The 13810-nt window shown below is 63.5% G+C and carries 11 protein-coding genes; 9 read left to right on the top strand and 2 right to left on the bottom strand.

The genetic code is table 11. From position 1 onward, the window contains the following. The first annotated feature begins 4 nt into the window (after positions 1-4). The 4 genes from NKH97_RS08630 to NKH97_RS08645 all read left to right on the top strand — a co-directional run bounded on the left by NKH97_RS08630 (position 5) and on the right by NKH97_RS08645 (position 6744). Complete coding sequence (locus tag NKH97_RS08630) at positions 5-1915, top strand: AAA family ATPase (protein ID WP_352796130.1); 1911 nt, start codon at positions 5-7, stop codon at positions 1913-1915. A 195-nt stretch (positions 1916-2110) separates the two neighbouring features. Next, complete coding sequence (locus NKH97_RS08635) at positions 2111-3421, top strand: DUF6638 family protein (RefSeq protein WP_352796133.1); 1311 nt, start codon at positions 2111-2113, stop codon at positions 3419-3421. Positions 3422-3627: 206 nt separating this feature from the next. Beyond that, positions 3628-4752 carry a DUF2333 family protein gene (locus NKH97_RS08640; protein ID WP_013529949.1) on the top strand — a complete coding sequence of 375 codons (1125 nt, stop codon included), beginning with the start codon at positions 3628-3630 and terminating at the stop codon, positions 4750-4752. Between the two features lie 312 nt (positions 4753-5064). Then, positions 5065-6744: a formate--tetrahydrofolate ligase gene (locus NKH97_RS08645; RefSeq protein WP_023809872.1), complete on the top strand. Its 1680-nt coding sequence runs from the start codon at positions 5065-5067 to the stop codon at positions 6742-6744. 65 nt (positions 6745-6809) lie between these two features. Here the strand turns inward: NKH97_RS08645 and NKH97_RS08650 are convergent, their stop codons facing one another. Beyond that, complete coding sequence (locus tag NKH97_RS08650) at positions 6810-7454, bottom strand: cysteine hydrolase family protein (RefSeq protein ID WP_352796137.1); 645 nt, start codon at positions 7452-7454, stop codon at positions 6810-6812. A 127-nt stretch (positions 7455-7581) separates the two neighbouring features. On the opposite strand from NKH97_RS08650, the gene NKH97_RS08655 reads away from it, so the two are divergent. Continuing rightward, complete coding sequence (locus tag NKH97_RS08655; protein ID WP_352796140.1) at positions 7582-8571, top strand: GlxA family transcriptional regulator; 990 nt, start codon at positions 7582-7584, stop codon at positions 8569-8571. 5 nt (positions 8572-8576) lie between these two features. Here NKH97_RS08655 and NKH97_RS08660 read toward each other — a convergent pair whose 3' ends face one another. Further along, on the bottom strand, positions 8577-9134 hold the full coding sequence (locus NKH97_RS08660) for a sugar O-acetyltransferase (protein WP_352796143.1): 558 nt from the start codon (positions 9132-9134) through the stop codon (positions 8577-8579). A gap of 140 nt (positions 9135-9274) precedes the next feature. Between NKH97_RS08660 and NKH97_RS08665 the strand changes: the two genes are divergently transcribed. The 4 genes from NKH97_RS08665 (at position 9275) to NKH97_RS08680 (ending at position 13550) form a co-directional block, all read left to right on the top strand. After that, positions 9275-9736 carry a DUF4126 domain-containing protein gene (locus tag NKH97_RS08665; protein WP_352610506.1) on the top strand — a complete coding sequence of 154 codons (462 nt, stop codon included), beginning with the start codon at positions 9275-9277 and terminating at the stop codon, positions 9734-9736. Beyond that, positions 9733-11109, top strand: a complete 1377-nt coding sequence (locus NKH97_RS08670) for an FAD-containing oxidoreductase (RefSeq protein WP_352610507.1) — start codon at positions 9733-9735, stop codon at positions 11107-11109. Before NKH97_RS08665 ends, NKH97_RS08670 begins: the two co-directional genes overlap by 4 nt. A 125-nt stretch (positions 11110-11234) precedes the next feature. Continuing rightward, positions 11235-12407 (top strand): MFS transporter, encoded by a 1173-nt coding sequence (locus NKH97_RS08675; protein WP_352796147.1) that lies wholly within the window; start codon positions 11235-11237, stop codon positions 12405-12407. Between the two features lie 87 nt (positions 12408-12494). Next, on the top strand, positions 12495-13550 hold the full coding sequence (locus tag NKH97_RS08680) for a M14 family metallopeptidase (protein WP_023809879.1): 1056 nt from the start codon (positions 12495-12497) through the stop codon (positions 13548-13550). Positions 13551-13810: the final 260 nt, after the last annotated feature.

Here is a 13810-nt window from a genome sequence, read left to right on the forward strand (position 1 = left end):
CTTCATGGATACCGGCCTGACCACCATCCCGGAAGCCGCCATCGAGAAGCACCGCGCTACCGCGCAGAGCTTCATCACCCGCGTCGTCGTGCTGGAGGACCCGTCTAGCTCCTCCGGCACAGCGCTTGCCGGCACCAACCGCCGCTTCGTCTCGACCGTCTCGGTCGGTTCGGTGCGCCGCACGCGCGAGGTCGAGCTGTCGAAGACCGTCGGCGCCGTTCATCCCGATGATCAGCTGCTGACCATCCCGCAGCACACGCTCCTGTTTCGCGCCCGGCGCGGCACGGCGATCGCGCTGGCAATATCGGACGTCTTTGCCGAGGGCTCGGACCTTGAAAGCCTGCAGGCCAAGAACACCCGCGCGCCGCTCGAAGGCGACGAGGCGTCTACCTTCAAGAAGCTTCTGTCGGCCTCGGCTTACATTTCGGCCTTCAGCCTCGCCTCCTACCTGTTCCAGCTGATCGACAGCGACGGCGAGGCGCCCAACGATAGTCCCGAACCGGACTTCCTGTTCGACACGCCGCAGGATGCGGTGAAGTCGATCCTGGCCGGCCTCGACAAGGCGATCTCGGGATCGTCCGACGACGCCGACCTGATGACAAGGGCGCGTGCCTTCGCCCGCGTCGCCATCGACGGGCTTCTGGCCCGCAAGGGCCGCTTCGACGGCATCGGCCCGTTCGAGAACGCGCATATCCGTATCGATGCCGACGATTTCACCCTCGATGGTTTCGACGTCGCGCCGGGCAAGCGTTCAAAACCGCTGGTGATGACATTCAAGAAGCCGGAAGAGGTCGTCGGCAATCACATCGCCAAATACCAGTCGGTCAAGCTCGCCAAGATGCTGATGGCCTACGACTTCGAGCGCGAACTCAATCCGTTCGTCGAACTCGGCGGCTTCCTGTTCACCTTCATCGGCGACGGCGCCCCCGGCACCGGCAAGACGACCCTGATCCAGATGATCGCCGGCCTCGTCAACGGCTATTGCCAGGTCGCCGGCTATCCCTTCGCCTACGAGAATTTCGGCGTCGACCAGATCTCGTCCTATCAGGGCAAATCAGGCCAGAACTGCCGCCAGTTCATCAACAATGTCTTGAACCCGCGCGTCATCGGATTCGGCACCATCGACGACATCGACCAGGTGGCGGCGCGCCGCTCAGACGACCGCGCCTCGGCCGGCCAGCAGGAAATCACCGGCGTGTTGATGGATGCCTTCGCCGGTGCCGCCACCGTGGTGCGCGGCAACTGCTCGTTCGGCATGTTCTCCAACTACCCCGAAAATGTCGACGACGCGCTGCGTCAGCGCGCCGGCGCCCGCTGGCTGGTCGACGGGCCGCAGAGCCGCGACGACTACATCGACATTTTTGTCCTGCTGGCGGGAAAAAACCACAAGATCCCGCTCGGCGACCACGATCTCTACGCCGCGCAGGAAATCCAGCGCGCCGTGACCGAAGCCTATGAGGAGCACGAGAGGCCGCAAGAAGACGGGCTGATGAAGGTCTACGAGCGCTACATGAAGGAGAACGGCGCGCCGAAAACGATGGCCGACATCGGCACCTATCTGCACCTGATCAAGGATGCCGAGCCCCGCTTCACCGGCCGCGCCATCAAGAACGTCACCGACGCCATCAAGATGCGCGCCATGGACATCGAGCTTCCCGACGACTGGTTCGAGAAGCCGGAAGTCTTCATGCACAAGGGTTATAACGAGAAGAAAGCGATGATCGAGGAACTGCGCGGACCGTTTTCGATGGACATGGTCATGCAGGAGATCAACCGCTACGCCGACTCGGAGTTCCGCTATTCCGACAAGTCCGACGACTCCGCCGTACAAAAGCTGCTGCGCGACGCCCGCCTGCGCGAACGGGCCGCGCGCGAGATGGAGGAGATGAAGAAGAAGGGGCTGTGGAATGCGTGAGTGCGCGCCTACCCCCCTCTGGCCTGCCGGCCATCTCCCCCTCAAAGGGGGAGATCGACTTCCATCATCGCTTTCGCCAATCTTCGACCTATCTGGAAAAGCAGCATGGACGACGCTGCCAATCTCACCCCTTGAGGGGGAGATGGCCGGCAGGCCAGAGGGGGGTGCTGGCACGCTCCTAGGGAGCGATGCACCTTGACCGCCAAACCTACCAAGAAGCCCGATCTTCTGCGCGACAATGAGCTGATCTACGGCCGGTTGCTGACGGTCGACGAGCCGCATCTGATCCAGCGCTACAACAAAGCGCTCGCCGCGTTCGGCTTGAAGCCGACGAAACTGAAGAGCTTCCAGATCGACCGCACCGGCTTCTCGCCGGAAGTGGCCGAGGAATGTGACGATTATGACTATCTCGATCCCAACGAGGTCAACCGCCGTTTCATCATCCTGACGCCGTCGCAGATCGACCTGCCGGTGGTGCACACCGCCTTCTCCAACACCTCGCAACTCATGTTCGAGTTCATGTCCAGGAACCGGCGCGCCATCGATGCGCTGACGATCAAGGACGTCATCTACGGCGAGATCGAGGATTCCATTCCCAAGGTCAACGACATCGAGGATTTGCTGTCGATCAGCCAGGTCGAATTCAAGGTGCTGTCGGCCGAGGATGTGCTGGGCAAGGCCGCCGAACTCGGCAAGCTCGTGGACCGGCTGAAGCAGGAGCCCGATGCCTGGCGCGACAGCGCCATGCTGAACCGCATGGTGGAGCTCGCCAAAATCTGCGGCGACATCCGCGAGAACGCGCTGGTGCCCGACCAGGTGATCTTCCGCCACAACGCCTACTGGACCAGCCACTTCGGCGGCCTCTACGTGTTCGTCGATCCGGATATAACGACGGTGATCAGCGATCCGGCCGCCCCCGGTTTCCGCCGCTCGCGGCCGTGGCAGGTCAGCTATCTCTCCATCAACGACGCCGACAAGGTGTTCAAGTTCCTCGCCACCACCGGCCGCATCGAGCTGCCGCGTGCCTCCTGGGTGGAGACCTCGGGCTATCTCGAGCACCGCGCCGAGATGGTGGTGCGCGCGCTGATCCGCGATGCCGAGCCGAACCGCAATTTGACCTATGTCGACAAGGTCTGGCTGCAGACCTGGATCCAGAGCCATGCCGACCTGATCACCAGAGACGGCAATTTTCCGTTCCTCAACGCCGCCAAGCGCGAGATCGCCCAACTCGGCCACCTCAAGATCGAGGATGTCTTCCCGCAGCAACGTTTCCTTGTCATCCGCGCCAAGCCTGACCACCCCGACGCCTGGCTGACCAACCGGCTGATCTCGGATTTCGTACCGTCGGACTTCGTCTCGCGTTACATCTTCAACAAGGACGGCTTTTATGAGGACTATGGCGGCTTCAGCGACGCGTGGCGATCGCATGTTGTGGACGTTCTCAAAACCACATATTTGAAGGACAAGGTGGCGTTTCGCACACGCCTCTACGGCCTGACTGACTAATGCATGTCGCCCAAAAGTGACCTCGGTTTTGGGAGAACGACATGCATAGACCAAAGACCTAAAGCGCGTCGCATGAATCCGTTCGACGCGACGCGCTTTAGAACGAAATGAATCGTTATGTCGTTCTAACTTCTTGTTTTGGCGCATGATGTTATCCAAAAAGCCTGCAACTTTTTGGCGTCATGCTTTGAGGGGGTGACACAGCCATGCTCGATCCGATCGTGAATTTCTTCACCCGCATTTTCCAGTGGATTGGCCGCGGCATCGGCCTGTTGATCGGCGTCATCCTGTGGCCGTTCCTGTGGGCCGGGCGCTGGTACACGCAGCGCGGCTGGATCCTTAAGGCGGCGGTCGGCCTCGCCCTGCTGGTGCTGATCGGCCTCTACGCCAATTTCTTCTACGCCACCCAATGGTGGAACAATTTCAACCCGAACTATCCCGACACCTACACGTTCGAGAAGCGCAATGTCTCCGCCGGCGAACAGGTCTCCGCCGGCGCCGGCACCGACACCGCCAAGACCTGCGGCAACTCCGGCATTGCCCAGATCGCCGCCGACCTGACCGACTTCAACGTCAACCAGAATGCCTGGATCTCGTCGATGATCCTCTACAAGCTTGGCCTGTTCGGCATCGACTGGGACAACACGCCGTGGATGGACAACAAGGCCTCCTTCCAGCGCGGCATCAACCAGGCGGTGCGGCGCACCGCGACCGAACTCGCTGACAATCTCGGCCGCGTCCGCACCACCTCGCAGATCGACAGCGATCTGCAGAATGCCCGCGGCAACCTGCAGTTCGACGAGGAGACCTGGTATTTCGGCCTGAACCCGTTCGGCCCCAAGACGCCGACACCGAGCTACTATCGCGACGCTGTGCGCATGCTGCGTTCCTTCAACGCTCGCCTTGCTACCTGCCAGGCGACATTCGACGCCCGCGCCGACAATCTGAAACAGTATATCGACCGCATCTCGTCCGACATCGGCTCGACCTCGGCGATCCTCAAGGAACGCGCCGAGAACCACAACAATGGCTGGTTCGACTTCCGCGCCGACGACCGCTACTGGTTCGCCTATGGCCAGCTCTATGGCTATTACGGCCTGATGAAGGGCGCCCAGGCCGACTTCGAGGACGTCATCAAGGAAAAGCATCTGCAGAACCTGTGGGACACAATGGACTCGCAGTTCGTTTCGGCGCTGAAGATCCAGCCTTTCATCATCGCCAATGGCCGCGAGGATGGCTGGCTGTTGCCGACGCATCTGACGACGATGGGCTTCTATGTGCTCAGGGTGCGCTCCAACATGGTCGAAATCAGCAACGTTCTGACGCAGTAGCGCTGTTCCATTAGGGACCAGGCGATGGCGAATTTGCGCCGTCGCCTCTGTCGCATTCCGTGCATTGTGCGGCTGTTTTGAGACGGCGGCGCGGCGTGTCCTCTGGCTTCTATACGGCGCGGCAACGGAGCCAGGAAGAACCGATGACAGGTCGGCCGGTCCGCAGAGGAATTTTCTCTATAGGAAACATAGTTGCATGAAAGTTGACGCCGCGGCAGCGACAGGGTTAGAACATGCCCGCGCCCGGGTCCAACCTGCCTGCGAGTAAGATCAACCCGTCCCCTCCATCGTCCAATCCAGAGGAAAGCCGTCATGGCCGAAGTGAAGTCCGACATCGAGATCGCGCGCGGCGCCAGGAAAAAGCAGATCCAGGAGATCGGCCAGAAGATCGGTATCCCGACCGAACATTTGCTGCCCTATGGCCACGACAAGGCCAAGATCTCAGCTGAATTCATCAAATCGGTGAAGGGCAACAAGGACGGTAAGCTGATCCTCGTCACCGCCATCAACCCGACGCCGGCCGGCGAAGGCAAGACCACGACCACGGTCGGTCTCGGCGACGGCCTGAACCGCATCGGCAAGAAGGCGATCATCTGCATCCGCGAGGCCTCGCTGGGCCCGAACTTCGGCGTCAAGGGCGGTGCCGCCGGCGGCGGCTATGCGCAAGTCGTGCCGATGGAGGACATGAACCTCCACTTCACCGGCGACTTCCATGCCATCACCACGGCGCACAACCTGCTTTCGGCGCTGATCGACAACCACATCTACTGGGGCAATGAGCTCGGCATCGACACCCGCCGCGTCGTCTGGCGCCGCGTCATGGACATGAACGACCGCGCGCTGCGCGAAATCATCTGCTCGCTCGGCGGCGTCGCCAACGGATTCCCGCGCGAGGGCGGTTTCGATATCACCGTCGCCTCGGAAGTCATGGCCATCCTGTGCCTGTCGACCGACCTGAAGGACCTCGAAAAGCGCCTCGGCGACATCATCGTCGCCTATCGCCGCGACAAGTCGCCGGTCTATGCCCGCGACCTCAAGGCCGACGGCGCTATGGCCGTGCTGTTGAAGGACGCCATGCAGCCGAACCTGGTGCAGACGCTGGAGAACAACCCGGCCTTCGTGCATGGCGGCCCGTTCGCCAACATCGCGCATGGCTGCAACTCGGTCGTCGCCACCACGACGGCGCTCAAGCTCGCCGACTACGTCGTCACCGAAGCCGGCTTCGGCGCTGACCTCGGTGCTGAAAAGTTCTTCGACATCAAGTGCCGCAAGGCGGGCCTCAAGCCGGCGGCGGCCGTCATTGTCGCCACCGTGCGCGCCATGAAAATGAATGGCGGCGTCAAGAAGGAAGACCTCGGCAAGGAAAACGTCGAAGCGGTGAAGAAGGGCTGCGCCAATCTCGGCCGCCACATCGAGAACATCCGCCAGTTCGGCGTGCCGGCGGTGGTTGCCATCAACCACTTCTACTCCGACACCGACGCCGAGATCCAGGCGATGAAGGACTATGTCGCCTCGATGGGCGAAGAGGCGATCCTGTGCAAGCACTGGGCGCACGGCTCGGCCGGCATCGAGGATCTCGCCAACAAGGTGGTGGCACTGGCCGAATCCGGTGCTTCGCAGTTCGCGCCGCTCTATCCCGATGCCATGCCGCTGTTCGAGAAGATCAACACCATCGTCCAGCGCATCTATCGCGGCTCGGAAGCGATCGCCGACAAGTCGGTGCGCGACCAGCTCAAGGCCTGGGAAGACGCCGGATACGGCCACTTGCCGGTGTGCATGGCCAAGACGCAGTACTCGTTCTCGACCGACCCGAACCTGCGCGGCGCGCCGACCGGCCACACGGTGCCGGTGCGCGAGGTCAGGCTTTCGGCCGGTGCCGGCTTCGTCGTCATCATCTGCGGCGAGGTCATGACCATGCCCGGCCTGCCCAAGGCGCCGTCCTCGGAAAAGATCTTCCTCAACGAGATGGGCCAGATCGAAGGCCTGTTCTAAAATCCTTCAGTTCAAACCGCAAAGGGCGCCGCAGCGATGCGGCGCCCTTCTGTTTTCGGATAACCCTAAGCAGCGCTGCGCGAGAGCGCCCGCTGGTTGGAGCCGAAGATGGTGTCGCGTTCCGGCAGCGCGCCGGTCTTCAGGCACTCGACCCATTCGGCGGTCTTGAGCACGGCGGCGAAGCGCGACTGCAGGATGATCGTGACCACGCGGTGGATCTCCTCGGCCGAGGCGTAGCCGGCGCTGTTGGCGTAAGGCACCGAGCCGGTCGCATCCGACAGGAACTCGACGGCAAAGCCCATATGCACGGCGTGGATGATGGTCGACAGGTCGCAATTATGCGTCATGTAGCCGACCACCGTGATCGTATCGATGGCGTTGGCGCGCAGCCAGTCCTCGAGGTCGGTGCCGGTGAAGGCGGAGGGCAGGTTCTTTTCGACATAATGGTCGCGCTCACGCTTGGTGATTTCGGGATGCAGTTCGCCGCCATGGCTGCCCTTGGCGAAGATAGGTGAGGTCTCGGGCGCCATCTGCTTGACGACCACCACCTTGATGCCGGCAGCAGTCGCTGCATCCATCGCCCGCGCCACATGGACGACGCTGTCGCGGAACGGCGGATGCTGGATGGCAAGATTGCCGCCATCATAGTCGTTCTGCACATCGACGACGATCAGCGCCCGGCGTGGCGTGGTGTTGGCTGGGTCAGACATGGTGTTTTCCTTTCCGGCTTGAATGCGATGGGCCGAAAATAGGCGGGGCGCCGGCCCGCTAAAAGTGGCCCGATTGACATCATTCGAAAGAATTGGGACAATCCGCTTTCAACTGCCGGAAGCACCCATGACCGACCCGATCATTGCCGTCCTCGCCTTCGACGGCATCAGCCCGTTCCATCTTTCCGTGCCGTGCCTGGTCTTCGGCGAGGACAGGACGGCGCTTGGCCTGCCGCGCTTCGACTTCCGCATCTGCGCGGTCAAGGCCGGTCCGATCCACACCGAAGCGGGACTGACAATTGCCGCGCCGCATGGGCTCGAAGGGCTCGACGGCGCCGACATCGTCATCGTCCCAAGCTGGCATCGTCTCGGCGAGCCGGCACCGCCGCTGCTGATGAAGGCACTACGTCAGGCACACCGGCGCGGCGCCTTGATCGTCGGCCTTTGCCTCGGAACCTTCGCCATTGCCGCTGCCGGGCTGCTTTCGGGCCGTCGTGCCGCGACGCACTGGGCCTATTCCGAACAATTGCAGAAACTCCATCCCGACGTCGCCGTCGATGCCTCGGTGCTCTATGTCGACAATGGCGACATCGTGACCTCGGCCGGCGTCGCCGCCGGTCTGGACTGCTGTCTCCACATCGTGCGCGCCCGCTATGGCGCGGAAGCGGCACTGCGGCTCGCCCGCCAGATCGTCCTTTCCCCGCATCGGCAGGGCGGGCAGGCGCAATTCATCGAGCATCCGGTGGCAAGAAGCGCGGACGCCGACCGGTTCACCCAAGCCCTCGACGCGGTTCGCGCGGCGCTCGGAGAGACGCATAGCCTGGATAGCGTCGCCGAGGCCGCCGGCCTGACCCGGCGCACCTTTACCCGCCGCTTCCAGAAATCGATCGGCACCAGTTTCGGCGATTGGCTGACCAGCCAGCGGATAGAACTGGCTCAACGGTTGCTGGAGGCAACGGAGAAATCGATGGACATGGTGGCCTTCGAAGCCGGCTTCGGCAGCGCCACCTCGCTGCGCCAGCATTTCGCCGCAAGGCTCAGGACATCGCCGGCGCAATATCGGCGCGAATTCTCCAGGCGGGCCGGTCAGGACGAGCGCATCGCGCTGTCGCACTGATCCATTCAATCCCGCTTGACCGCCCGTGCCGGATTGCCGACCACCGTGGTGTTCGCAGCCACGTCGCGTGTCACCACCGCGCCGGCGCCGACGATGGCACCTTCACCGATGCTGACGCCGCCAAGGATGACGGCTGAGCCGCCGATCCAGGCATTGGCGCCGATCTCGACCGGCTTGGCGATCTCCAGTCCCGCTTGCCGCCCAGCGGCCTCCCTGTGGTGCTCGGCGCAGTAGATCTGCACATTGGGGCCAAGCAGCGTTCCCTTGCCGATGCGCACACTCGCCGTGTCGAGGATGGTGCAGCCGGCATTGAGGAAGACGCCGGCGCCGAGAAAGATGTTGAAACCATAGGCGCAGTGGAACGGCGCCTCGATGCGGGCGCCCTCACCGGCGTTGCCGAGCAAAGTTTTCAAGCCCGGCCCGAGATTGCCGCGCTGCCGCGGCGGCAGGCAATTGTGCTCGAACACCGCGTCACGCGCGACAACACGCAAGGACTCCAGCTCATCATCGAGGCAGGTGTACCATTCGCCGGCCGCCATCTTCACGCGCTCGCTTTCGACCATGACGCGTCTCCAGTTCACGTCCTTGCAAAGCACAAGTGCGGCCAACAGAAAAGCGCCGATGCAAGTACTGGCCAAATATTGGACCTATGGTAGCCTGTGTCTCAAGGCCGTCTTGGCCCGGTGATCGAGGGGGATCGACCATGCTCTACATTCTCGCACTTCTGATCGGCGTCATTGCCGGTCTTCGCGCCATGACGGCGCCGGCTGCCGTTGCCTGGGGCGCTTATCTCGGCTGGCTGCCGGTTGCCGGCACCTGGGCGAGCTTCATGAATCACTGGGCGGCTGTCGGCATCTTCACCATCCTGGCCATCGTCGAACTGGTCACCGACCAGTTGCCGTCGACGCCGAGCCGTAAAGTGCCGCAGCAATTCGGCGCCCGCATCGTCATGGGCGCCTTCACCGGCGCGGTGATCGGCGCGACAGGCGGCGCCACCATCGGCGGCTTGATTGCCGGCGCCATCGGCGCTGTCATCGGCACGCTGGGCGGCGCTGAAGCTCGCGGCCGGCTCGCAGCCGCCTTCGGCAAGGATCCGCCCGCCGCCTTCATCGAGGACGCGGTGGCGATCATCGGCGGTCTGCTGATCGTGGCTGCGGTGGCATGACGACGAAAACCTTCGACGCCATCATCATCGGTGCCGGACAGGCTGGCCCTCCGCTGGCCGGCCGGCTGACGGCCGCCGGCAGGAGCGTGGCGCTGATCGAGCGCAAGCTGGTCGGCGGCACTTGCGTCAACACCGGCTGCATGCCGACCAAGACCATGGTCGCCAGCGCCTATGCCGCGCATCTGGCGCGCCGCGCCGCCGACTACGGCGTGACGCTCAGTGGCCCCGTCGGCGTCGACTATGCCAGGATCAAGGCGCGCAAGGACAAGGTGACGATCGACGCTCGCACCAATCTCGAGACCTGGATTGCCGGCATGGACAAATGCACCCTCTATCGCGGCCATGCGCGTTTCGAATCCGCCAACACGGTGCGCGTCGGCGACGATCTGCTGACCGCCGAAAATATCTTCCTCAACACCGGCGGCCGCGCCTCGGTCCCAGACCTGCCCGGCATCCACGACATCGACTATCTGACCAATTCCTCGATGATGAATCTCGACGTGCTGCCGCGCCATCTCATCGTCGTCGGTGGCAGTTACATCTCGCTCGAATTCGCACAGATGTTCCGCCGCTTCGGCTCGGAGGTCACAGTCATCGAAAAGAGCCCACGCCTGACCGGCCGCGAGGACGAGGACGTCTCTGCCGCCATCCTGTCGATCCTCGAAAACGAAGGCATCGCGGTCCATCTCGGCGCCGACGACATCGCTTTCGCCAGACAAGGCCAGGACATTGCCGTGACCTTCTCCGCCGGCAAACCGCCGGTGGTCGGCTCTCACGTGCTGCTGGCTCTGGGGCGGACGCCCAACACCGATGACCTCGGCCTGGAGAGGGCTGGCGTGGAGGTCGACAAGCGCGGCTTCGTCTCTGTAGACGACCAGTTGCGCAGCAGCGTGCCCGGCATCTGGGCGATGGGCGACTGCAACGGCAGGGGCGCCTTCACCCACACCTCCTACAACGACTACGAGATCGTCGCCGCCAACCTGCTGGACAATGATCCGCGCAAGGTCAGTGATCGCATCGAAGCCTATGCGCTCTACATCGACCCACCGCTCGGCCGCTGCGGCATGACCGAGGCCGCGGTGAAGAAATCCGGCCGTCGCGCGCTGGTCGGCCAGCGGCCGATGACCCGCGTCGGCCGCGCTATCGAAAAGGGCGAGACGCAGGGTTTCATGAAGATCCTGGTCGACGCAGACACGAGGGAGATCCTCGGCTGCTCGGTGCTCGGACCCGGCGGCGACGAGGTTATTCATTGCGTGCTCGACCTGATGTACGCCAAGGCGCCCGTCGACACGCTCGCGCGTGCCGTGCATATCCACCCGAATGTCTCGGAACTGTTGCCCACCATTGCTCAGGAACTGAAGCCGCTGGCTTGACAGCCTGTTGGCGACCCATTTCAAAGCTCTTCCTTTTCTGCATCGCTGCAATGCAGCAATGCCGCTTGCGCACGGCGGCGTCCTTCGCGCAGTCTGGATTTGAACCGATTCAGTCTGGACGCCCCATGCCCTTGCCGATCCTTGCGCTTGCCATTGCGTCCTTCTGCATCGGCACCACCGAATTCGTCATCATGGGCTTGCTGCCCGAGGTCGCCGCCGACCTCGGCGTGTCGATCCCATCTGCGGGCCTGCTGGTCACAGGATATGCGCTGGGCGTCGTCTTCGGCGCCCCGATCGTCGCCATGGCCACTGCGCATTTGCCGCGCAAGCCGGTGCTGGTCGGGCTGGCCGTGCTGTTCGTCATCGGCAATCTGTTTTGCGCCATCTCGCCCAATTACTGGACGCTGATGGCCGCGCGCGTCTTCACCGCTTTCGGCCATGGCGCCTTCTTCGGCATCGGCTCGGTCGTTGCCGCCAGCCTGGTGCAGCGCAACAAACGGGCCAGCGCCATCGCGCTGATGTTCGCCGGGCTGACGCTCTCCAACATCCTGGGTGTTCCCGCCGGAACCGCACTTGGCGAAGCGTTCGGCTGGCGCTCCGCCTTCGTTGCCGTGGTCGGTATCGGCCTGATCTCGGTGGCAGCGATCGCCTGGCTGGTGCCGTCCGATGTCGCCCAGCCAAGCGGTGGCGGCCTGCGCGGCGAGCTGCGCGTGCTGGGCAAGCTGCAGGTCTGGCTGGCCATGCTGATCGCGGCGCTGACTTCCGCAAGCCTGTTCACCGTCTTCACCTACATCAAGCCCTACCTCACCGAGGTATCGGGCTTGTCGACCTCCGCAGTCACGTGGGTTCTGCTGCTGTTCGGCGCGGGCATGACCATCGGCAACATTATCGGCGGCAGACTGGCCGACTGGAAACTGATGCCGACGGTGATCGGCACGCTGCTACTGATGGCCCTGCTTTTCGTTGGCTTCAGGCAATTCGGCGCAATCGCCAGCGTTGCCGTCGGCATCGTCTTCCTGTGGGGCCTGCTCATCTTCGTCGTCGTGCCGCCGCTGCAGATCCGGGTCGTCGAGGCAACCTCCGAGGGACCGAACCTCGCCGCCACGCTGAACCAGGGCGCCTTCAATGTCGGCAATGCCAGCGGCGCCTGGATCGGCGGCGTGGCCCTTTCCGCCGGTGTTTCCTATGCCAATTTGCCGCTGGTCGGCGCAGCACTCGCTTTGTTGGCAGTGACCGTCGCCGTGCTGTCACAGGCGCTGGACCGGCGCGCGCCGGTCATCCAGCTCCCGGCTGAATAGTCTCTTGCGCCCATAGCGCGGCGGGCTGGACCAATCGACATAGGCGCCTTCAAATCGCATGTCTTCTGGTCCTTGATGGAGGAAGTCATGCAGAAATCGATCGAGCGCATCGCCGGCGAAAGCGAAGGGGTTTCCTACGAATTCCCGCTGTTCCGCTTCACTGGTTCCGACAAGGCTGCTCCTTCGGCCTATCTGCAGGCGGCGCTCCATGCCGGTGAGTTGCCGGGCGTCGTCGCCATCGACGCGCTGATGCCGATGCTTGCCAGGGCGGAGGCCGAAGGCCGCATCAAGGGCAACCTCACCGTCGTGCCCTGGGCCAACCCTGTCGGCCGGGCGCAATATCATTTCGGCGAGCATCAGGGCCGCTTCCATCTCGGCACGCGCACCAATTTCAACCGCGGCTTTCCACTGCTCGCCGCGCCCGACACAGCGCTCTTGCCCGACACCACCCTTGGCAGCGTCGACCAGCGGCTGAAGACGCGGCTGGTGCAGCTCTCGCTAGGCCATGACATCGTGCTCGACCTGCACTGCGATGACGAGGGCCTCGCCTATCTCTACGTCCACACCAGCCTGTGGCCGGCCATGGCCGATTGCGCCGCCGCCATGGGCGTCGACGCGGTCGTGCTGTGGAGCGAGGACACCGACGGCACCTTCGAGGGCGCCTCGATCATGCCCTACCAGAACGTCCCCGCCGATGTGGCCAAGCTCGACCGTCGCGTCGCCACCACCGTCGAATATCGCGGCATCCTCGATGTCGACGGTGCCTTGGCCGACGCCGACGCCGACGGCCTCTACCGGCTGCTGGTGGCGCGCGGCGTGATCGCCGATAGCGCCCTGCCCGCGCCGGGTCCTTTCACCGGCTTCGTGGCGCCATTGGAAAACATCGACATGATGCCGGCGCCACGGGCCGGTGCCGTGCTCTACGACGTGAAACCCGGCGACCGCGTCGCCAAGGGCGCGCGCCTAGCCACCATCGTCCATGCACCGGGCGAAGCCGATGGCCGCACCGAAGTGTTTGCGCCGCAGGATGGCATCATCCTGACCCGCCGCTCGCGCCGCATCATCCGCGCCGGCGAGGATCTGTTGAAGCTGGTCGGCGACAGGAAGAGCGCCGACGCCCGGTCGGGGACGCTGGAAGATTGAGAAAGCTTTGCCTCGTAGTTTGCCGAAGCACTCCATAGCTTCGTCATTCTAGGGCGAAGCAAGGAGCGAAGCGACGCGGCGCAGACCCTAGAATCCATGCCGCGACTTCAAAGCGTCGCTACGTTCAGAATTCTGTTCCGCTGCGCCCTTCAACTGAGGTCGCGGCATGGATCCTCGGGTCTCCGCGACGTCGCTTCGCTCCTGCTCCGCCCGAGGATGACGAAGTTGCGAGGCTTCGGCCAATCCCAAACCCGTTGCAT

Source organism: Mesorhizobium sp. M0870 (genome assembly GCF_040319775.1).
Taxonomy (GTDB): Bacteria; Pseudomonadota; Alphaproteobacteria; order Rhizobiales; family Rhizobiaceae; genus Mesorhizobium.

Coding starts and splice junctions, on each gene's coding strand:
- NKH97_RS08630 (WP_352796130.1), top strand. CDS start 5: ATGGATACCGGCCTGACCACCATCCCGGAAGCCGCCATCGAGAAGCAC.
- NKH97_RS08640 (WP_013529949.1), top strand. CDS start 3,628: ATGCTCGATCCGATCGTGAATTTCTTCACCCGCATTTTCCAGTGGATT.
- NKH97_RS08645 (WP_023809872.1), top strand. CDS start 5,065: ATGGCCGAAGTGAAGTCCGACATCGAGATCGCGCGCGGCGCCAGGAAA.
- NKH97_RS08650 (WP_352796137.1), bottom strand. CDS start 7,454: ATGTCTGACCCAGCCAACACCACGCCACGCCGGGCGCTGATCGTCGTC.
- NKH97_RS08655 (WP_352796140.1), top strand. CDS start 7,582: ATGACCGACCCGATCATTGCCGTCCTCGCCTTCGACGGCATCAGCCCG.
- NKH97_RS08660 (WP_352796143.1), bottom strand. CDS start 9,134: ATGGTCGAAAGCGAGCGCGTGAAGATGGCGGCCGGCGAATGGTACACC.
- NKH97_RS08665 (WP_352610506.1), top strand. CDS start 9,275: ATGCTCTACATTCTCGCACTTCTGATCGGCGTCATTGCCGGTCTTCGC.
- NKH97_RS08670 (WP_352610507.1), top strand. CDS start 9,733: ATGACGACGAAAACCTTCGACGCCATCATCATCGGTGCCGGACAGGCT.
- NKH97_RS08675 (WP_352796147.1), top strand. CDS start 11,235: ATGCCCTTGCCGATCCTTGCGCTTGCCATTGCGTCCTTCTGCATCGGC.
- NKH97_RS08680 (WP_023809879.1), top strand. CDS start 12,495: ATGCAGAAATCGATCGAGCGCATCGCCGGCGAAAGCGAAGGGGTTTCC.